Raw genomic sequence first — 20,529 nt, 5'->3', positions numbered from 1 at the left:
TAGCTCTTTTCCACAATCGAATCAATGTTTATATTAATGACTGTTTACTCTGTTATGTGACATATTAAAATGTTTTGGAATAGGGACATCCCATGAAGAAAACTTTTTGGATAAAAGCTTGGTTCTCTGGGGCTACGACTTACACATGCCTCGATCTCAGCAAGCATATAGGGGACGATTTCCTTTGTGGCGCAATTTGGCCGTAGTTGGTAGGTATTGTATTCATATTTATCATTTGCTTCAGCGCGCGTACAAAAATGAATGAATCAAGTTAGGCAACCGCCTTAAAGGGAGGCTTAAAAGTAACAAAAGGGAATTCGCACTCATTATGCTACGGAGGGGCCTCGCGCTCTGTCTACGCTCGGCTCAAACCTCCTTCGGAGATTCTCATCCTCTCAGCGTGCAGACGAAAAAAAACCTGCTGTAACAGCAGGTTTTCTTGAATTTGGTCGGCATGAGAGGATTATGCGCATCTTCGATGCTTGCCCTGCGGGCCGTTGCTAAAGCAACGTGGTCTCACTACGCTCGGCTCAAACCTCCTTCGGAGATTCTCATCCTCTCAATTCGCAGGCGAAAAAAAACCTGCTGTAACAGCAGGTTTTCTTAAATTTGGTCGGCATGAGAGGATTCGAACCTCCGACCCCCGACACCCCATGACGGTGCGCTACCAGGCTGCGCTACATGCCGACGCTATGAAAAATCATACTACCGATTCCCGATGTTAATGCAAGCGCCTCGCCACTTGATTGCTTTAGTTTTAAGCAGTTAGTTGGCGATAAAGCGTTTTACATCGGTCAGCACCTGCAGCAGCAGAGCAAGCTGCGGTTTCTCGTCTTTTATTTCCTCGCCGTTCTGATCGTAGACGCGATAGTTGCCGCTGTTGTCCAGCATCAGCGTCTGCGTCGGCGTGGTGATCACCAGCTGGTTGTTGTCACCGGTGGCAATCCAGTTGTTGCGGCGCTGGGCGGTGAACAGATCCTCGCCCTGCGAATAGTCTTTTGGCGTGGTCTTCACGTGCAGCAACCGTTGCATCAGGGTACGCATCACGTCGTTATGGCCGGTCAGCTTGTTGATTGTCTGCGCCGGCGTACCCGGCCAGTGGATCACCAGCGGCACCTGCAGCTGCGCTTGATTGAAGGCGGTGCCGGCGCCCCATTGCCCTTTGCCGCTGTCGTTGAACTCGACGCCGTGCTCGGCGGTGATCACCACCACGGTTTTATCCAGCAGGCCGCGTTGTTTCAGGGTGTCCAGAACCTGGGCTATCTGAGCGTCCACGTCTTGCGCGCCGGTGCGATAGCGCTGGATAAAGTCGGCCGGCGCCGGAGTTTTGTCGCCTTCGGCCGGCTCAGCGCCGCTGAAGTTGATATAAGAGAACCATGGCTCTTTATCGCCCTGATCCGTCAGCCAACGTTGCCACTGCTGCGTGGTCTGCGCGTCGCTTTGCGGCGCCGGCGTCGGCAGCGAGAAGTCGGTCAACAGAGCCTGACGGTACAGGCTGGCGTTGAAGCCGTCGGACGAGAACAGCCCCAGTTGGTAGCCCTGATCGCCGAGCGCGTTGATCAGCGCCGACGGTTTGCGGCCGGCGAGCACGCTGTCCAGATAGGTCGGAGAAATGCCGTAGAACAGGCCGAACAGCCCGGTGTCGGCGTGGTTGCCCGAGCTATAGTGATCGCTGAAACGCACGTTTTCCTGGGCGAAACGCGTCAACGTTGGCATGTCCTGCGCCACGTCTTTGGCGCGAATGCCGTCCACCACGATCATCAGCAGGTTATAGCCGCTGCCCTTATCGCTGTAGCTGAGATCGCTGAGCGGATACTCGACCGCCACCGCTTCCGGATTGCCCTGTTGCACCAGGCGGCGCTCATATTCTTGCTGGTCGAGCAGGCCGTGTTTCTCGAGGAATTTGCGCGCGGTCATCGGGTACGAGAGCGGCAGGTTGGCCCGCTGCATGGTGATCGGGCGATAGAAGTTGGCGTCGGCCCAGATGTAAATCAGGTGCGAAGCGAAAAAGGCGCTGATAAACAGCGCCGCCAGCGGCTTGCCGAATCGGCGTCGGTTCAGGCTGCGCAGCTTCTGCCAGCTCCAGGTGCCGAACAGCATCTCCACCAGGAAGATCACCGGCACGCAGATAAACATCAGCTGCCAATCGCGCGACAGCTCGCTTTGGTCCGGGTTGACCACCAGATCCCACACCACCGGATTGAGGTGCAGGTGGAAATGAGAGAACACCTCGCTGTCGACCAGCAACAGCGTGAGCCCGGCGGTGGCCAACGCGGCGGAAATAAATCGCAACAGCCGCTGCGACATCACCACGAAGGTGAGCGGGAAGATCACCAGCAAATAGCCGGCGAACACGATAAAGCTGAAATGCCCCAGCAGGCTGACCAGAGCATAGACCCGGCCCAGCAGGGAAGCGGGCCAGTCGGTGACAAACAGGTAGCGGCTGCCCAACCCAAGGGCGAGCAGGATGTTGAATAAGGCGAACCAGTGCCCCCAGCTGATCATCTGGGAGACTTTTTCACGATAACGCTGACGGTTTGTCACCATAAGTCAATATTAATGCGCTTTATCTTCACGGACAGAAGCCTGCAGGGCTTCCGCGAACGATCTCGCCAGGGTTTTCCGCTGCGCGGGGGCAACGCTGGTGTTGATCAAATTAGTGACCATGTTGCCCAGCACCATCAGGGAAAGATCGGTGGGGGTATGGTGTTTTTCCAGAACATTGACCAGCTCTGAGAGCAGTTGTTCAACGTGTTCGTCACTGTAACGGGATGATTGTGGCATAAAATTGCGCTTAGTAATCTGCAAAGTGCTCTATCTTACCGTATAGGACAGTGATTTTCCGCTCTTTTATCACTTCCTGTCATTCGGATCCGCGATAGTCGGCGGCGAGGCGGCCCATCGCCGCGCCTTTCCGGTTTGCCGCGGTTTTTAGTATTGCAGGGCGGGGCCTTCAGTGTTTGAATACGCGCCTAAAGAACAGGAGGATTTACCATGAGTCTGGATATCGACCAGATCGCTCTGCATCAATTGGTGAAACGCGACGAGCAAACGCTGGACGTGGTGCTGCGCGATTCCTTGCTGCCCAACAACGCGGCGGTGGAAGAAATGATGGCGGAACTGCATCGCGTTTACAGCGCCAAGAGCAAGGCTTTAGGCCTGTTCAACGAAGGCAGCGAGCTGGCGGAGGCGCTGCGCACCTGCCGCAAGGACGATAAGGACTTTCTGGCCTTCAGCCGTGCGGCAACCGGTCGCCTGCGCGACGAACTGGCGAAGTATCCGTTCGCTGAAGGCGGCGTGGTGCTGTTCGGTCAATACCGTTATCTGGCGGTGGAGTATCTGCTGATCGCGGTGCTGAACAGCCGCAACAGCATGCGCGTCAACGAAGAGCTGGATATCAACACCACGCACTATCTGGATATCAACAACGCCGATATCGTCGCGCGCATCGATCTGACCGAGTGGGAAACCAACCCGGAATCGACCCGCTATCTGACCTTCCTGCGCGGGCGCGTGGGCCGCAAGGTCGCCGACTTCTTTATGGATTTCCTGGCGGCGTCCGAAGGGTTGGACACCAAGGCGCAAAACCGCGGGCTGCTGCAGGCGGTAGACGACTACTGCGCCGATGCGCAACTGGACAAGAATGAGCGCCAGTCGGTGCGCCAGCAAGTTTACAGCTACTGCAACGAACAGCTGCAGGCGGGCGAAGAGATCGAACTGCAGGCGCTGTCGCAGGAACTGTCGCCGGTCGGCGAGAAAGACTTCATGCAGTTCTCCAGCGAGCAAGGGTATGAGCTGGAAGAGAGCTTCCCGGCGGATCGCGGCACTTTGCGTCAGCTGACCAAATTCGCCGGCAGCGGCGGCGGCATCAGCCTGAACTTCGACGCCATGCTGCTTGGCGAGCGCATTTTCTGGGATGCGGCTACCGACACGCTGACCATCAAAGGCACGCCGCCGAACCTGCGCGATCAGCTGCAGCGCCGGACCGGCAGCGGCAAGTAAGCTTGCCGAATCGCAGACAATAAAAAACGCCGCAATTGCGGCGTTCTTTATTTCGGCGTCCCGAAAGGTTCGAAAACGTAGCGATTAAACGCGAACGAAGTCGATGTGAGCCAGTTTTGGCTTGAACGGGTGACGCTGTACAGCCTGAACCTTAACTTTGGTTTCTTTACCGTCGATAACCAGAGTTACTGCTTCGCTGTAGAATTCTGGTTTAGCTTCCATGTTCTTAACGGAATCATGGTCCAATTCGATGGAAACTGCAGCTTCTTTGCCACCGTAAACGATAGCTGGGAATTTGTTTGCTGCACGCAGGCGGCGGCTCGCACCTTTACCCTGGTCTTTACGTACTTCTGCATTGATAGTGAACATTGTTTTTTCTCTTAAAAGAAAATTTACCCTGCTACAGGCGACCCAAGTAGCAAGTTCGGAAACCCGCTTTAACGCTGGGCAGGCCCAGGTAAAGCGCGCGGCATTTTAACGGAAAGCCATCCGCAGGGCAATGAAAACCTGCCCAGATTGAGGGCCGTTCGCTCAGGCCAATTGATTGGCGCGGCGAAAACGGCCTTGATAATCGAACACTTTCTCGCGCACCTGCCAAAACTGCCCGCGTTTGCGCGCCACCACGAAATCCGGATGGCGCAGCGCCTGTTGTTGCGCCAGCACGTCGGCGGCGGTGTGCCAGGCGAACGGCACGCCCGGCGCGCGCTGGTGCGGGCGCAGGAACAGCATCTCGAACGCTTTGCGCTGCGCCGGCGTCTGCAGGCGGAAGCGCTCGCTGGTGCTGGTGCCGTCCTCATCGTAATAGGTGGCCTTCAGCCATTCGCCCTTGTCGTCGCGGCCGCTCTGTAGCTCCATACCGCCGCAGCGCAGCACCAGCGCGTCTTTCAGCTTCAGCGCCGCTTTCAGCATATCGTCGGGATCGACCAACACTTCCTGGCACTGATGGCAGCGGCGCGCGGCGATGTCGTTCTCCGCGCCGCAGTGCGGGCAGCTCTTGAACCGAAAGCGGTAGTCGCACTGCTCGCGGCGGCCGTCGTCGTCCTCCAGCCAGCCCTGACAGCGGCGGCCGTAGTGCTCGATGATGTCGCCGTTTTCGGTGCACTTGCCCCAGAACAGGTTGGCGAAGCCGCAGGCCGGGCAGAACACCTGCACCGGTTGGCTGTCGCCGTGCGGCTTGCTGACGCCGACCTCCGGCGTGAACAGGTCGTGCGGGTTGCCGGCATAGTCGAGGATCAGACAATCCTCTTTGCCGGGCGCCAAACGCAGCCCGCGTCCGACGATCTGCTGGTACAGGCTGACGGACTCGGTCGGGCGCAGGATGGCGATCAGATCGACGTGCGGCGCATCGAAGCCGGTGGTCAACACCGCCACGTTGACCAGGTAGCGCAGCTGCTGCTGTTTGAACGCCTCGATCAGCGCATCGCGCTCGGCGGGCGGCGTTTCGGCGCTGACCAGCGCGGCTTCGCCGTTCGGCAACAGGCCGTGGATCTCGCGGGCGTGCTCGACGGTGGCGGCGAAGATCATCACCCCTTTACGATCTTCGGCGTACTCCACGATCTGGCTGATGATGTGCGGCGTGACGCGGTTTTGCCGCTTCAACTCGCGGTTCAGGTCCGCTTCGCTGAACAGGCCGTTGCTCCTGGCCTCCAGCCGGCTGAAATCGTACTGCACGATCGGCATGTCCAGCCGCTCCGGCGGCACCAGAAAGCCGTGTTTAATCATATAGCGCAGCGGCAGCTCGTAGATGCAGTCGCGAAACAGGCTGGCGCCGTCGCCGCGGGTGAAACCGTGGTAGTGATATTGGTAAATCCAGCCCTTGCCCAGCCGGTAGGGGGTGGCGGTCAGCCCCAGCAACCGCAATTGCGGGTTGGTTTTCTGCAAGTGCTGAATGATTTGCTGGTACTGGCTGTCGTCGTCGTCGCTGATGCGATGGCATTCATCGACAATCAGCAGCGAAAAGGCGCCGTCGAACAACGGCAGGTTGCGCGCCACCGACTGCACGCTGCCGAACACCACCTTGCCGGCGCTCTCTTTTTGCTGCAGGCCGGCGGCGAAGATGTCCGCCTCCAGGCCGTAGGCGCAGTATTTGGCGTGGTTTTGCGCCACCAGCTCCTTGACGTGCGCCAACACCAGCACCCGCCCGCGGGCGCGCTTCGCCAGCTCGGCGATCACCAGGCTTTTGCCGGCGCCGGTCGGCAGCACGATCAGCGCCGGTTCGGGATGCCGCCGGAAATGGTTAATGGTGGCTTCGACCGCTTCCAGTTGGTAGGGGCGTAGGGTAAAGGCCATAAATGAACGCCGTAGGTTGGAATGGGCCGCCGGGTGCCGGTTTTGTCACCGCTGTTCCCACAGAAATCGTGACATTTTACGCGCTGGGCGGCCGAAAAATTTCTATTATTATGCCTTCCCGGCGCGCGCGGTGCGAGAGGCGTGAAAATTACCCCTGTCGGGCAACGCGTTGTGTCGCTATACTCGTGCGACAGCAATCGCTGTTCCCCCACGCGATTTCCCCCTTGAACCTGCCATTTGCACCCGGTGCAACGGCGGGGGCGTCATATTTTGGCAATACGATCAATGCGATCATAACAACGACAGGCAAAGCAGATCCCATGCGACTGGACAAGTTTTTATCTCAGCAGTTAGGCATCAGCCGTGCGCTGGTAGCGCGCGAACTTCGGGCTAAACGCGTTACCGTGGACGGTGAAATAGCGAAGAGCGGGGCGCTCAAACTGACCCCGGAGCAAGAGGTGGCGTTCGATGGCAACCCGCTGCAGCAGCAGAACGGCCCGCGCTATTTCATGCTCAACAAACCGCAGGGCTACGTTTGCTCCACCGACGATCCCGATCATCCGACGGTGCTGTACTTCCTCGATGAGCCGGTCGCGTACAAACTGCACGCCGCCGGGCGGCTGGACATCGATACCACCGGGCTGGTGCTGATGACCGACGACGGCCAGTGGTCGCACCGCGTCACGTCGCCGCGTCACCACTGCGAGAAAACCTATCTGGTGACGCTGGAGCACCCGCTGGCGGAAGACACCGCGCAACGTTTCGCCGAAGGGGTGCAACTGCACAACGAGAAAGATCTGACGCGGCCGGCGACGCTGGAGCAGGTTGACGAGCATGTGGTGCGTCTGATCATCAGTGAAGGGCGCTACCATCAGGTGAAGCGGATGTTCGCCGCCGTCGGCAACCGGGTGATCGAGTTGCACCGCGAGCGCATCGGCGGCATCGTGCTGGATGACGACCTGGCGCCGGGGGAATACCGCCCTCTGACCGAAGAAGAGATCGCCAGCGTGGGCGCGCCGCACCTGCAGGGCGGATAAACGATCATTGATTGCGGCCGATTAAGGAGTCGTAGAACGTGCAACAGAACCGAACCTCTCATCTCGGTTTGATTTTCATTCTGGGCCTGTTGTCCATGTTGATGCCGTTGGCCATCGACATGTACCTGCCCAGTATGCCGGTGATCGCCGCCCAGTTTGGCGTCGAGTCTGGCAGCGTGCAGATGACGCTCAGCGCTTATATGCTCGGCTTCGCCTTCGGTCAGCTGTTCTATGGGCCGATGTCGGACAGCATCGGCCGCAAACCGGTGATCCTGTGGGGGACGCTGATCTTCGCCATCGCCGGTTGCGCCTGCGCCATGGCGCAGTCGATCGATCAGCTGATCGGGCTGCGTTTCCTGCACGGCCTGGCCGCCGCCGCCGCCAGCGTGGTGATCAACGCCTTGATGCGCGACATGTTCACCAAGGACGAGTTTTCGCGCATGATGTCGTTCGTCATTCTGGTGATGACCATCGCGCCGCTGCTGGCACCGATGATCGGTGGTGCGCTGCTGCTGTGGTTCAGCTGGCACGCCATCTTCTGGACCATGGGCGCCGCGGCGTTGATCGGTTCACTGCTGGTGGCCTTGTTCATCAAGGAGACGTTGCCGAAAGAGCGGCGACAGCGCTTCCACCTGCGCACCACGCTGGGCAACTTCGGTTCGCTGTTCCGGCACAAGCGGGTGCTGAGCTACATGCTGGCCAGCGCCTTCTCGTTCGCCGGCATGTTCTCGTTCCTCAGCGCCGGGCCGTTCGTCTACATTGAACTGAACCACGTTTCGCCGCAGCACTTCGGTTACTACTTTGCGCTGAACATCGTCTTCCTGTTCCTGACGACGCTGATCAACAGCCGCAACGTGCGGCGATTCGGCGCGGTCAAGATGTTCAAACTGGGGCTGTTGGTGCAGCTGGCGATGGGGCTGTGGCTGCTGGCGGTGAGCGCCATCGGGCTGGGTTTCTGGGCGCTGGTGATCGGCGTTGCGGTCTATCTGGGGTGCATCGCGATGATCTCGTCCAACGCCATGGCGGTGATCCTGGACGATTTTCCGCATATGGCGGGCACCGCCTCTTCCCTGGCCGGCACGCTGCGTTTCAGCATCGGCGCGCTGGTGGGCGCGGTGCTGTCGATGGCGCCAGGCAAAAGCGCCTGGCCTATGGTCACTTCGATGGCGCTGTGCAGCATTGTGGCGGTGCTGTTCTACCTGTACGCCAGCCGGCCGCGCGATCGCGCGGTCTGACGTTCTCCGGGAGCGGGGCGCGCAGCCCCGTTTCATCATGAGGTTGCGCCCTGCCATTTCATCGTGCAACCGGCAATGAAAATTTTGTTGCTAAATATACGCTCGCTAATCAATTGGCCATTTTCTCACCTGTGTGCTTTTTGTTAAAAATAACCGCTGCCGCGCCGCCCGATATCGGCCGGGCGGCGCGGCGTTCTACCGGCTGGCTGAAGTGGGTGATTTGTATTAGGAGCAATGTAAATCAACCTATTAGCGCCATGGCGTGCGCTAATTAGACAGGGGAAATGTTTCCTCAATGTAAAAATATGGCGACGAAAAAGTAGTCGCATTGCAAGAAAAAAGAGTTGAGATCGCGGCGGGAAAGGGTTACATATAACGCAAAAATGCGAGCTGAGTCGCAAAATGCCGTGAAATAACACCGCACGGCGCGCCAGAAAATGGAACGGCATCGGCTCGCACGGGGTAATGTTAATGGCTTGCGTCAAAATTTACATTTAAATAACATTTGTGCGCGGCAGAGTCGGGAGTCAACGGCTATAACTTAGTTACCCTGTCAGGTAAACGTGTTTCACCTTTTCAAACTAGGGATTTCATGTGGAGAGTATCCAACTTTCGGTAGTGCATCGCTTGCCGCAAAGTTATCGTTGGCTATCCGGTTTCACCGGCGTGAAGGTCGAACCGCTTCCGTTTAACGGAATAGACGAGGATAACAACCTGATTGGGCTGAAGTTGCTCAGCCATGAAGGCGCCGAGGCCTGGCAGGTGATGCAACAGCTTAATCTGTCGTTGCAGGAGATTCAGGTCGACTGCGCGATCGTCGAATGGGAAGGGGAACCTTGCCTGTTCGTACAGCGCAGCGACGAGAGCGCGACGATGTGCCGCCTGAAAAACGTCGGCGCCGCCATCGCCGAACCGCTTAGCGCACAATACCCCTTCTGACTTCGCCGCTAATCCGCCAACTGCAGCAGTTGTCGGGTATAGTCGGCTGCAGGCGCCGCGAAAATGGCCCGGCAGTCCCCTTGCTCAACCACTTCCCCCTGTCGCAGCACGATGACCTGGTGGCACAGCGAACGCACCACCTGCAGGTCATGGCTGATGAACAGATAAGCCAGCCGGTGGCGTTGCTGCAGCGATTTCAGCAGCGTCAGGATCTGCGCCTGCACCGATTTATCCAGTGAAGAGGTCGGCTCGTCGAGGATCAGCAGCTGCGGCTGCAGGATCAGCGCGCGCGCGATGGCGATACGCTGGCGCTGACCGCCGGAAAACTCGGTAGGGTAACGATGGCGCAGCTGCGGATCCAGGCCGACCTCCTGCAACACCTCGATCACGCGCTGCTCCCGCTGCTCGGCGCTAAGCCGCTGGTGCACTTCCAACCCTTCGGCGATGATCTGCTGCACGTTCAGGCGCGGGTTCAGGGCGGAGTAGGGATCCTGGAAGACGATTTGCATCCGGCTGCGGTAGGGCAGCATCTGCTTCATCGTGAGCGGGTGCAACGGTTCGCCGTCGAACCAGATGGCGCCCTGCGAGGCCAGCAGACGCAATAGCGCCAACCCGGTGGTGCTTTTACCCGATCCTGATTCCCCCACCAGCCCCACGCTTTCCCCGGCGCGCAACTCGAAGCTCAACGATTTCAGCGCATAGTGATAATCCACCGTGCGGCGCAGCAGGCCGCGCCGGATGGGGAAGCGTACCTGCAGACCTTCCACCTTGAGCAGCGGCCGCTCGTCGCCGGGGCGCGCGGTGGGCAGCAGCAGCGGTTCGCCGACGTCTTCGGCGGCCAGCAGCTGCTGCGTGTAGGGATGCTGCGGCCGGCTGAACAGCTGTGCGCGGCCGTTTTGCTCCACGCAGCGCCCCTGGCGCATCACCGCTACGTTGTCCGCCAGGCGGCGCACGATATTCAGGTTATGAGTGATGAACAGCAGCCCCATGCCCATCTCTTGTTTCAATTCTTGCAGCAGCGTCAGGATCTGCGCCTGGATAGTCACGTCGAGCGCGGTGGTGGGCTCGTCGGCAATCAGCAGTTTCGGGCGGGTCAATACCGCCATGGCGATCATCACCCGCTGGCGTTCGCCGCCGGACAGCTGATGCGGGTAGTCCTGCAACCGGCTCTTGGCCTGGCGGATGCCGACGCGCTCCAGACACTCGACGATCTCGGCGCGCGCGGCTTCGCGCCGCAGGCCGCGGTGCAGCATCAGCACTTCCGCGAGTTGTTTTTCGATGGTGTGCAGCGGGTTGAGCGACACCATCGGCTCCTGAAAGATCATCGCGATCTGGTTGCCGCGTACCTTGCGCAGCGCCGCTTCCGGCGCATGCAGCAACGAGTCGCCGTTAAACAGGATATCGCCGGCAGGATAGACCACCGGCGGCGCGGGCAGCAGGCGCAGTATCGACAGGGCGGTGACGCTTTTGCCGGAGCCGGATTCTCCCACCAACGCCAGCGTTTCCGCCGGCGCTATTTGCAGCGACAGTTCATTGACTACCGGCGTGACGCTGTCGCCCTGGCGGAAGGCGATGCTGAGATCCTGGATAGCGAGCAGAGGAGTGGCCATATCAATGCGCCTTGCTGGGGTCAAAGGCGTCGCGCACCGCTTCGCCGATAAAGATTAATAACGACAGCAGTACCGCCAATACCAGGAAGGCGGTGATGCCGAGCCACGGCGCCTGCAGATTGTTTTTGCCTTGCAGCAGCAGTTCGCCGAGCGACGGCGAACCTATCGGCAGGCCGAAGCCGAGAAAATCGAGCGACGTCAGGGTGGTGATCGAGCCGCAGAGGATAAACGGCAGGAAGGTCAGCGTTGCCACCATGGCGTTGGGCAGCATATGGCGGGACATGATGACCCGATCCGGCACGCCCATGGCGCGCGCGGCGCGGATATAGTCATAGTTGCGGGTGCGCAGAAACTCGGCGCGCACCACGCCCACCAGGCTCATCCAGCCGAACAGGATAGTGATGCCGAGCAGCCACCAGAAATTGGGCTGAACGATGCTCGACAGCAGAATGATCAGAAACAGCGTCGGCATGCCCGACCACACTTCGATAAAGCGTTGCCCCCACAGATCGAAGCGCCCGCCGTAATATCCCTGCGTCGCGCCGACGCACACGCCGATCAGGCTGGAAAACAGCGTCAGCGCCAGGCCGAACAGCATCGAAATGCGAAAACCGTACAGCACACGAGCGAGCACGTCGCCGCCGTTGCTGTCGGTGCCGAGCAGATTGTGGCGCGAAGGCGGCGAGGGGAAGGGCACCTCGGTGGCGAAATTGATGGTGTCGTAACTGAAGCGGATCGGAGCCCAAACCGCCCAGCCGTGCCGTTCGATCTGCCGCTGCACGAACGGATCCTGATAGTCGGCTTCGGTACTCAGCTCGCCGCCGAACGCGGTTTCGCTGTAGTTGATCATAAACGGCAGATACAGCCGGCCTTCATAACGCACCAACAGCGGTTTGTCGTTGGCGATCAGATCGGCGGCCAGGCTGAGGGTGAACAGCACCAAGAAGATCCACAGCGACCAGTAACCGCGGCGGTTGCGGCGAAAACGCGCCCAGCGTGCCTGGTTGATCGGGCTAAGGCGGCTCATTGGCGGGCCTCGAAGTCAATGCGCGGATCGACCAGGGTGTAGGTGATATCGCTGAGGATATTCAACAGCAGGCCGATCAGGGTGAAGATATACAGCGTGCCGAACATCACCGGGTAGTCGCGCTGCAGTGTGGCATCGTAGCCCAGCAGCCCCAGGCCGTTGAGCGAGAACATCACTTCGATCAGCAGCGAGCCGGTGAAGAACATGCTGATAAAGGTGGCCGGAAAACCGGCGATCACCAGCAGCATGGCGTTGCGGAACACGTGGCGGTAGAGGATTTTTTTCTCGTCCAGCCCCTTGGCACGGGCGGTGGTGACGTATTGTTTACGGATCTCGTCGAGGAATGAGTTCTTGGTCAGCATGGTCAGGGTGGCGAAACCGCCGATCACCGTCGCCAGCACCGGCAGCGTGATGTGCCACAGGTAGTCGGCGATCTTCGCCGGCCACGAGAGGGTGTCGAAGTTGCTCGACACCAGGCCGCGCAGCGGGAACCAGTCCAGGTAGCTGCCGCCGGCGAACAGCACGATCATCAGAATGGCGAACAGAAAAGCCGGAATGGCGTAGCCGATGATAATCAGCGTGCTGCTCCAGGTATCGAACGCGCTGCCGTTGTGGACGGCCTTGCGGATGCCGAGCGGGATCGACACCAGATAGATGATCAGCGTGCTCCACAGGCCCAGCGTGATGGAGACCGGCAGGCTCTGGCCGATCAATTGCATCACCGAAGCGCCGCGAAACAGGCTGTCGCCGAAGTCGAAGCGCATATAGTTCCACAGCATGGTGAAGTAGCGCTCGTGCAGCGGTTTGTCGAAGCCGTAACGCTTAGTGATCTCGGCGATCACCTCCGGATCCAAGCCGCGCGAACCGCGATATTGGCCTTCAGTTGCGGCGGGAACGCCGGCCCGAGCATGGCCCAGGCCTTCATTCACGCCGCCGCTGCCAAAACCGCTGCCCTGACCCAGTTCGATGGCGGCGATGGCCTGATCGACCGGGCCGCCGGGGGCGATTTGCACGATAAAAAAGTTGATGGTGATGATCGCCCACAGCGTGGGGATCACCAGTAACAGTCTGCGTATCAGATAGGCTGCCATTCCGACTCCTTATTGCCGTTGAGCCGGTAAACGTGCCGCCTTGTTGACGTCGTACCACCAGTTGTCGAATCCGATCGCATAGGCCGGGCGGATCGGCGGCGTGGAGAACTTGTCCCAATAGGCGTAGCGATCGTGGCTGGAGTACCACATTGGCAGCATATAGCGATTCCAGGTCAGCACCCGATCCAGCGCGCGACCGAGCGGCAGCAGGGCTTTTTCGTCGCCCTGATGGGCGGCGATTTGCCTGACCAGGCTGTCGACCGCCGGATCCTTGACGCCGGGACTGTTGTAACTTGAGTTGACGTACTCTGAGTCCCAAATGATGCGCAAGTCGGCAGTGGGGAACGGCATCGCCTGATACACCGTCGGCATCATGTCGAAATCGCGCTCGCGCATGCGGCGGGTGTACTGCGAAGCGTCGATTTCGCGGATTTGCATCTCGATGCCCAGCCGCTGCAAGTTATGGCGGAACGGCAGCACGTACTGGAAGTTGCTGCCGCTCAGCAGCATCAGTTCAAAGGTGAACGGCTGGCCGGTTTTGACGTTGACCAGCTTTTGATTTTTGACCACCCAGCCGGCCTCTTTCAGCAGTTGGGTCGCCTTCAGCAGATTTTGCCGGTCGTTACCGCTGCCGTCGGAAGAGGGCGGTTGGTAGATGTTGGTAAACACTTCCGGCGGCACCTGGCCCTTAAGCGGCGCCAGCAAGGCCAATTCGTCGGCGTCCGGATAGCCGCGGGCGGCGTAGGCAGTGTTTTGGAAATAGCTGTCGGTGCGCTGATAGGCGTTGTAATACAGCGCCTTGTTCATCCAGCTAAAGTCGAAAGCCAGAGTGATCGCTTCACGCACGCGCGGATCGGCGAACAGCGGCTTTTGGACGTTGAACGCCAGCCAGCGGGTATTCTGCGCCGCCTGATTCACTTCATCCTGCTTGATGATGTAGTTGCGTGCAAAGTTGCCGCCCTGATATTGGGTGGCCCAGCTCTTGGGCGACGGCTCGATGCGGAAATCGTAAGCGCCGGCCTTGAAGGCTTCCAGCGCCACTTTATCGTCCAGATAATAATCGTAGCGAATGCTGTCGAAGTTGTAACGGCCACGGTTCACCGGCAGATTAGCGGCCCAGTAGTCGCGCACCCGTTGGTAGGTGATGTACTGGCCGAGGCGGTAATCGCTGATTTTATACGGGCCGCTGGCGAGTGGCGGGGTGTTGAGCGGTTCATTGAGCTTATGCTGTTGCCAAAAGGCCGCCGGCAGGATCGGCAGACTGCCGAATAGCGACAGCATCGCCTCTTTGTTCGGCTGTGGGAACTCCATGCGCACCGTCAAGCGCGAGATGGCCTTGACCGTGACGCCTTTGTAGAAAGCACGAAACTGGGGTACACCCTCGGTCATGAATTTGTTGAAGGTGAAGGCCACGTCGGCGGCGGTGATCGGGCTGCCGTCGTGGAAACGGGCGCGGGCGTTGATATCCACTTCGACCCAGCGCAGATCGCCGGGATAACGGGCCGATTCGGCAATCAACGGGTAATAGCTGCCGGGTTCGTCGTCGGACGTTGCGAACAGGGTATCGTAGAGTTGGTCGGTACGCGCACCGGGCACGCCGCGGGTGGCGAAGCGGTTGAAATTGTCGTAGGTGCCGATGGCCGCCAGCCGCACGTCGCCGCCTTTGGGCGCTGCCGGATTGACGTAGTCGAAATGGCTGAAGTCGGTGGCGTATTTCGGTTCACCGAGAAGGGCGAAAGCGTAGCTTTCATTGAGGGCCTCGGCCTGCAGACCGAAGCTCAGTGTCGAAAGCACCAAAGCTGCGAAAATGCGCACGGACATCAGACGGTAAGCTCCTGCTGTGGAATGAAGTACAACCTGCGCCCAGCATAACATTCTTCGGGGAGGCGCAGGGTAAAGATGCTTAAAGATTAACTATTTTTTTCCTGATAATCAAAGACCTGATGCGCCTTACAGTAAGCGACGAAATTGTCGAGGCTCAAGGGCCTGCTGAAGTAATAACCCTGCATGAAGTTGACGCCGTGTTCCTGCAGGAACTGCATTTGCTCGGCGGTTTCCACGCCTTCGGCCACCGTCAGCATTTTCAGCTTTCTCGCCAGCGAAATCACGGCATCCAGCACCGGTGCAGTGACCGTATCCTGGCCGATGGTATTGACGAAGCCGCGATCGATCTTTAGGTAATCCATGGTGAAACGTTCAAGATAAATAAGCGCGCTGTGGCCGGTGCCGAAGTCGTCTACCGCGATCTCGATGCCCTGCTTATGCAACCAGTCGAATTCCGCCAGCGCACTCTCTTCTTCCACCATGCCGCGTTCGGTAATTTCAAACACCAGCGTAAAGTAGTTGCACGGCAACTGCGCCAGCAGTTCATACACGTCCTGGTGGAAGGATGGCGCGCTGAGGTGGGAAGGGGAGATATTGAGGCCGAGCTTGCCGCCTTGCGGTAAGGCTTTGGCCAGCTGCGGCGCATCTTCGGCGATCAGTCTGAACAGGTGGCGGGTGAGCGGCACGATCAGCCCGTTGCTTTCGGCATAAGGGATAAAGATATCCGGCGGAATGCGCCCTTCGATAGGATGCTGCCAGCGAATCAGCGCTTCCAGCCCGCCGATGCTGTTGCTGCCGGTATGAAACACCGGCTGGTATTCGACAAAGAACTCATTGCGCTTGATGCCGCGCAGCAGCGCGCGCTCCGGGCTTTGCCGCAGCAGCAGCATGTAATAGCAGAGCACGCCGATCATCAGCGACAGCACCAGGCTGCCCAGCAGCGTCAGGCGGATGTCGTTAGGCGTCAATTTTTCGTTGTAGAACATAATGGTCAGCGGCAGATTGGGCAGCGTCAGGTAATCCGCCTTGCCTTTCGGCAGCTGATCGACCGGCATCAGGTTCGGGCTGAAAGTGGTCAGGGCGCGCTGGCCCATCACGATGGCGATGCCCGGCGCCTGTTCGTCATGCGAGGTGAACAGCAGATAAGGCATCAGATCGATGTCCAGCGTCGCGAGAATACCGGTAGCCGGCTCGCCGGGATGCCGCAGCCAAACCGCCACCGCCGGTTTGTTCGGCACAATCGGCGTGCCCTGCTGCAATTTCATATCCAGAGGCAGAGTCCAGTCGATATCCTGATACAGGTTTTTCATCGGCAACATCATGTCGCCGGTGGCGGATGAGCAATAGGCGTAACCTTCCTTTACTAACAGGAAGGTGCGCACGCCGCTGGTGAAGGCCGCCTGATAGGTAATGTCCGACTGGCTGGAGAGGCAAGGCTTGTCCAGCAGCGGCATCATTTTTTGCATGACCGCCGTCAGGTGCGAAATATAATCCAGCGAGAACTGCCTGGTGCGAGCTTCAACCTTATGCTGATATTGCGTGCGTTGGTGGTTGATCAAAGAAAGCGTGACCGCGGTAAATAGCGTAAAAAAGACCAGGGCGGCGACGCAGCTCTTAGCCAGACTGCGCTGCCGAAGCGACACGCTGCGGGCGAAAGCCCTTTTCAAGCCCATAATCGAGTCCTCTGCATCAGGGCGTCAGGGTTATTGCGCAGCCATTTAATGGATTGTGCCAACGGCTTTTTTTTCATTTTTGCCTTTCTATCCTGTACCCAGCCGACGGCGCCGTTTAAATGCGAAGCGTCGCTGATAAATATATTGCGCATATTTTAAGCGGTAACGTTTTAAATAACGCCGGGGCGCCGTTGCCGTCATCTGACGATAATAGGCGAGTTTCTCCTCGCCGGCGCGATTTCCTGCCAACAGTTTATCAAAATAATGGTGGGTGGCGGCGGCTTGGCGGGGAAGGTAACGATAATACCCGGCCAAACCCCGGTGATTCGGCGGTTCGACAGCCAATAAAAACGCCGCCCGTAGGCGGCGCTTATCGCTCGTTTGGTCTTCAGAAACTTCAAGGCATGGCGCCGTCAGCCGCTGGTCAGCACCCGACGCGCTTCTCGATAACGTTTGTCCCAGTAGTTATCGGTCAGCTTGGAAATCATGACACCACTGCTGGTGGAGGCGTGAACGAACTGGTCGTTGCCTAAATAGATGCCGACATGGCGCCCGGTGGAACCGGCGCGGAACAGCACCAAATCGCCGGCGCGCAGCTTGGTGCGCTGGATTTTCTTGCCGAGATCTTCCTGTTCATAGGTCGAACGCGGTAAATCCATGCCGAACTGTTCGCGGAAGGTGCGCTGTACAAACGCCGAGCAATCGATGCCGCGCTTGGTGTCACCGCCTAAGCGGTAGCGAACGCCTTTCCAGTCCGCGTACTGATCCATAATCTTTGACTTGACGTCAACGTTGCGGACCATCGCTTCGAATTCATCCTGAGAGGCTTGCAGTAAAAGACCGTCTTTGTCATTAACTGCACGCATCTCAGTTTGTGCGTTATTCAAGTTCGAAGTGTGAGTCGAGCTGCACGCTGATAGCATAACCGCAGCGGCAATTGCAGGGATCGCCCGCAAAAAATATCTCAGAAACGGTTGAGATTTGACCATTGTTGTTGTTTTCCCTTGAAGTCCTTAACGACGAAAGTCGCTACCTGAAAAATGCCAAACGGAACGAGCCTAATCTGCACCTGCTGCATCGACAATCAGTTACCGCTGAAAACGTGCGGGAACGCACATTTTTACCGGATTCCATACTGATTCAACTTAAACCAGGCACAAACGCATCCGAGATTACCGGAACAGATAGGGGATTGCGAGCCTTTTTCCCGTCTTTTTTATATGAATTTGTGATGTAACATAATGTAAATCTTCATATAAAAAACGCCAATTGTCCGATGTATGAATCTGGCGTGAAATCAGGTTGCAAAAGCGTTAACGGGCGGCGGTGAAATTTTGCGCGCTGCGCGGGGGGAGAGCACGGGAGGCGTGGGCCTCCCGGCATGAGTCATAGACGCAAGTTATGGTTGGCCGGGGCGGTGTTTGCCGGGCAACAGGCGATTTAACCGATCGATAATCCAGTCGCTGCAAGGCGTCATCAACACCCAGCTGGCGCCAACCAGCACCACGGAGAGCGAACCGACGGCGATGTCGGTAAACCAGTGGGCGCCAATCATCACGCGCGGCAATGAAAAGACCAGCGTAATCAGCAAGGCGATGGCAAAGGCGCTGCGGCCGAAATAGCGCAGTATAAAGCAGGAAAAAATAATCAGCATCATGCCGTGGTCGCCGGGGAAACTGTCGCCGGAAGCGTCCTTGGTGGGGATACCGGTCAGCTCGCTAACGCGATTGATATTGTCGAAGGTCAGGGTTGGGCTCGGATGTTTCACCGGCAGCAGGTGACCCAGTTGGTTCAGCACCACGGCGGTCAGCAGCATCACCACGCCGGTGATCACCAGGCGGCGGCGGCCGGCGGCGTCCTGCTTCAGGTAGAAGTACAGGTACAGCAGGCCCATGGCGAGCAGCGAAATCACATCGAACGCCCGGTTATTGGTGATGGCGACCAAGTGCAAAAATGACGGGTCGGTGGCCAGATGGCGGTTAAAGAAGAAGAAGATCGCCGAGTCCAGGGTAAACCAGCTGCCGTGGTTGGCCGGCAGGAACCAGGACAGAAACAGCGCAACGCCCAGTAAGTTGAAGAAGAGAATGAAGGGTAAATTGCGGCGTGTCATGACATAACCTGTTGAAAAAATGAAAATGAAACAAAACCCGGCTGCCCTGCGACAACCGGGGGGCAACGGTACGAGATTTAACTTAAACGAATCTTAAACAAGGCGGATTGCAGGGCGTTCCAATCGGCATTTTCGCTGTGGATCAGCTCAATGCGGCTATCGAGCGGGGCGGCCGGACGAGTTTCGATGTTGAGATCCTGGCCCTGGCGGTTGATCAACAGTGTGCCTTCGGGGATGCGCACCACGCCTTTGGCGCGTTCGACCGGCGCCAGCCGCACCCACTCCATAAAACCGACGGTGTCGAACCGGGTTTCGCCGTCAAAAATCCAGCCGCAGCTGGTGAAGCCTTGCCCTTCGTTCAACGCCCGCCGCCAGCGGGCGTTTTCCGGTAGCCGCAGCGCCGCCAATCCCTGCGTTTTCGCCTGCCCATGATGATGCTGCGCGTCCGGCAATTCTGTACGATTCGTGCGCGGAAGTGACAACAGCGCGACATCCGCCTCGCCTTGCGCGATAGCGTAGCAGGGCCGCTGCAGCGGATCCTGCGCCGTCCAGGCTGTTAGCGCCAGCCGATCTTCTGCCTGATAGGTATCGCTTTTGCTGGCCAAAATAATGTCGGCTGCGGCCAGCTGATCGCGGAAGTTTTCGTTGTCGCGGTAGCGCGGTTGGCTGAGCTGGCGCGCGTCCAGCAGGCACAGCGTCGCCTGCAGATCGATCCAGCCGGCATAGCTCTCCTGGGTCAGCAGCGACAGGATTTGTTTCGGATGCCCAAGCCCGGTTGGCTCGATCAGCAGCCGGTCCGGTTTGGCCTGCTGCAACAACATATTCAAACCCACCTGCATCGGCAGGCCGTTGACGCAGCACATACAGCCGCCGGGGATCTCTTTGAGCACCGCGCCGCTGTCCGCCAGCAGCGCGCCGTCGATGCCGATTTCGCCGAATTCATTGACCAATACCGCCCAGCGCTCATGCTCGGGTTTATGAGCCAGCAAATGGCGGATGGTGGTGGTTTTACCGCTGCCGAGGAAGCCGGTAATCAGATTGGTTTTGGTCATTAATAATTCCAGGTGCAAAAATTAACTTGCTTAATAAATGAGTTACGCTGCCGGATTGGCAAGGCCGCTGCGATTTAATTTGTGCTCTATCTCTCAAATTTTGCACGTCACCCTGCGCTTTTCAACCGACAAAATCCACTTTTCAGAACAAGAAAGTTCTTAGATAAAACCCTGTATTAGATGCGGTTAACTTTTGTTAGTAGCTTGTTTTTACATTGTTAATGACGCGATTAACGATCAAATCCTGCCCCTTTCCTTGCGATTATTCCTAACAAGATCCTCTATGGTTAAATTGGCTTAACTAGAAATGAGGTTGCCATGAATATCTTTCGGTTATTTTTGATCGTAGGAATGTTGTTTTCATGGACGGCAGTGAGTCATGCAGGAGTGGCCGGCGGGGTAATTCGCTTCGTCGGTTCTATCGTTGAAAGTCCTTGCACGGTCAATATTGCAGATTCTAAGGCGAATACGCAATGTTACCGCAACGGCCAGCATTATCAGGCCCAGCAAGCGTTGTCAGGTTTTGATACTACACGCAAAGAACTTCCGCTAAATCTAGGCACAACCGAAATGAAGTGGGTAGACCAACAGAAGAAACTCGCTGTTATGACGGTCGTTTATCGTTAAGTCGTTCCGCCAT

General features: G+C 58.1%; 18 protein-coding genes, 1 tRNA gene and 1 other RNA gene. 5 read left to right on the top strand and 15 right to left on the bottom strand.

Annotation, left to right across the window (positions count from 1 at the left end; translation table 11 throughout):
• Positions 1-446 precede the first annotated feature (446 nt).
• From AC6BYQ_RS08900 to AC6BYQ_RS08885, 4 genes are all read right to left on the bottom strand, one after another.
• Positions 447-576, bottom strand: a non-coding RNA gene (locus AC6BYQ_RS08900) — RtT sRNA.
• Positions 577-610: 34 nt separating this feature from the next.
• A tRNA-Pro gene (locus tag AC6BYQ_RS08895) sits at positions 611-687 on the bottom strand.
• Between the two features lie 78 nt (positions 688-765).
• Positions 766-2,547 carry a DUF3413 domain-containing protein gene (gene yejM / locus AC6BYQ_RS08890; RefSeq protein ID WP_498056734.1) on the bottom strand — a complete coding sequence of 594 codons (1,782 nt, stop codon included), beginning with the start codon at positions 2,545-2,547 and terminating at the stop codon, positions 766-768.
• A 9-nt stretch (positions 2,548-2,556) separates the two neighbouring features.
• Complete coding sequence (locus tag AC6BYQ_RS08885; RefSeq protein WP_004935782.1) at positions 2,557-2,784, bottom strand: YejL family protein; 228 nt, start codon at positions 2,782-2,784, stop codon at positions 2,557-2,559.
• A gap of 210 nt (positions 2,785-2,994) precedes the next feature.
• On the opposite strand from AC6BYQ_RS08885, the gene yejK reads away from it, so the two are divergent.
• Positions 2,995-4,002 carry a nucleoid-associated protein YejK gene (gene yejK / locus AC6BYQ_RS08880; protein ID WP_019453646.1) on the top strand — a complete coding sequence of 336 codons (1,008 nt, stop codon included), beginning with the start codon at positions 2,995-2,997 and terminating at the stop codon, positions 4,000-4,002.
• Positions 4,003-4,086: 84 nt separating this feature from the next.
• Here yejK and rplY read toward each other — a convergent pair whose 3' ends face one another.
• Positions 4,087-4,371, bottom strand: a complete 285-nt coding sequence (gene rplY, locus AC6BYQ_RS08875) for a 50S ribosomal protein L25 (RefSeq protein ID WP_004935776.1) — start codon at positions 4,369-4,371, stop codon at positions 4,087-4,089.
• 162 nt (positions 4,372-4,533) lie between these two features.
• Entirely contained in the window at positions 4,534-6,291 is a 1,758-nt protein-coding gene (radD, locus tag AC6BYQ_RS08870) for a DNA repair helicase RadD (protein WP_211130252.1), read from the bottom strand.
• 320 nt (positions 6,292-6,611) lie between these two features.
• Here radD and rsuA point away from each other — a divergent pair, with 320 nt between their 5' ends.
• From rsuA to AC6BYQ_RS08855, 3 genes are all read left to right on the top strand, one after another.
• Entirely contained in the window at positions 6,612-7,328 is a 717-nt protein-coding gene (gene rsuA / locus AC6BYQ_RS08865; RefSeq protein ID WP_498056733.1) for a 16S rRNA pseudouridine(516) synthase RsuA, read from the top strand.
• 38 nt (positions 7,329-7,366) lie between these two features.
• Positions 7,367-8,563 carry a Bcr/CflA family multidrug efflux MFS transporter gene (locus tag AC6BYQ_RS08860; RefSeq protein ID WP_019453642.1) on the top strand — a complete coding sequence of 399 codons (1,197 nt, stop codon included), beginning with the start codon at positions 7,367-7,369 and terminating at the stop codon, positions 8,561-8,563.
• A 594-nt stretch (positions 8,564-9,157) separates the two neighbouring features.
• Positions 9,158-9,502, top strand: a complete 345-nt coding sequence (locus AC6BYQ_RS08855) for a YejG family protein (RefSeq protein WP_025160182.1) — start codon at positions 9,158-9,160, stop codon at positions 9,500-9,502.
• An 8-nt stretch (positions 9,503-9,510) separates the two neighbouring features.
• Here the strand turns inward: AC6BYQ_RS08855 and yejF are convergent, their stop codons facing one another.
• The 9 genes from yejF to AC6BYQ_RS08810 all read right to left on the bottom strand — a co-directional run bounded on the left by yejF (position 9,511) and on the right by AC6BYQ_RS08810 (position 19,889).
• Complete coding sequence (yejF, locus tag AC6BYQ_RS08850) at positions 9,511-11,112, bottom strand: microcin C ABC transporter ATP-binding protein YejF (RefSeq protein ID WP_498056732.1); 1,602 nt, start codon at positions 11,110-11,112, stop codon at positions 9,511-9,513.
• A gap of 1 nt (position 11,113) precedes the next feature.
• Positions 11,114-12,139: an ABC transporter permease gene (locus AC6BYQ_RS08845; RefSeq protein WP_198636332.1), complete on the bottom strand. Its 1,026-nt coding sequence runs from the start codon at positions 12,137-12,139 to the stop codon at positions 11,114-11,116.
• Positions 12,136-13,230, bottom strand: a complete 1,095-nt coding sequence (locus AC6BYQ_RS08840) for a microcin C ABC transporter permease YejB (protein WP_063919745.1) — start codon at positions 13,228-13,230, stop codon at positions 12,136-12,138. The genes AC6BYQ_RS08845 and AC6BYQ_RS08840 overlap by 4 nt, the downstream gene beginning before the upstream one ends.
• A 9-nt stretch (positions 13,231-13,239) precedes the next feature.
• On the bottom strand, positions 13,240-15,051 hold the full coding sequence (locus tag AC6BYQ_RS08835) for an extracellular solute-binding protein (protein ID WP_498056731.1): 1,812 nt from the start codon (positions 15,049-15,051) through the stop codon (positions 13,240-13,242).
• A gap of 89 nt (positions 15,052-15,140) precedes the next feature.
• Entirely contained in the window at positions 15,141-16,727 is a 1,587-nt protein-coding gene (gene pdeN, locus AC6BYQ_RS08830) for a cyclic di-3',5'-guanosine monophosphate phosphodiesterase PdeN (protein ID WP_019453636.1), read from the bottom strand.
• A gap of 87 nt (positions 16,728-16,814) precedes the next feature.
• A complete protein-coding gene (locus AC6BYQ_RS08825) occupies positions 16,815-17,072 on the bottom strand; it encodes a hypothetical protein (protein WP_198636336.1) in 258 nt (85 codons plus the stop codon).
• Positions 17,073-17,140: 68 nt separating this feature from the next.
• Positions 17,141-17,716 carry a bifunctional murein DD-endopeptidase/murein LD-carboxypeptidase gene (mepS, locus tag AC6BYQ_RS08820; RefSeq protein ID WP_025160183.1) on the bottom strand — a complete coding sequence of 192 codons (576 nt, stop codon included), beginning with the start codon at positions 17,714-17,716 and terminating at the stop codon, positions 17,141-17,143.
• Positions 17,717-18,126: 410 nt separating this feature from the next.
• Positions 18,127-18,837, bottom strand: a complete 711-nt coding sequence (locus AC6BYQ_RS08815) for a phosphatase PAP2 family protein (RefSeq protein ID WP_498056730.1) — start codon at positions 18,835-18,837, stop codon at positions 18,127-18,129.
• 77 nt (positions 18,838-18,914) lie between these two features.
• On the bottom strand, positions 18,915-19,889 hold the full coding sequence (locus tag AC6BYQ_RS08810; protein WP_154746537.1) for a CobW family GTP-binding protein: 975 nt from the start codon (positions 19,887-19,889) through the stop codon (positions 18,915-18,917).
• Positions 19,890-20,207: 318 nt separating this feature from the next.
• On the opposite strand from AC6BYQ_RS08810, the gene AC6BYQ_RS08805 reads away from it, so the two are divergent.
• Positions 20,208-20,516: a YmdA family protein gene (locus AC6BYQ_RS08805; RefSeq protein ID WP_019453631.1), complete on the top strand. Its 309-nt coding sequence runs from the start codon at positions 20,208-20,210 to the stop codon at positions 20,514-20,516.
• Positions 20,517-20,529 lie beyond the last annotated feature (13 nt).

This window comes from Serratia sp. LTN-2 (assembly GCF_059740205.1).
This window is presented reverse-complemented; position numbering and strand designations above follow the sequence as displayed.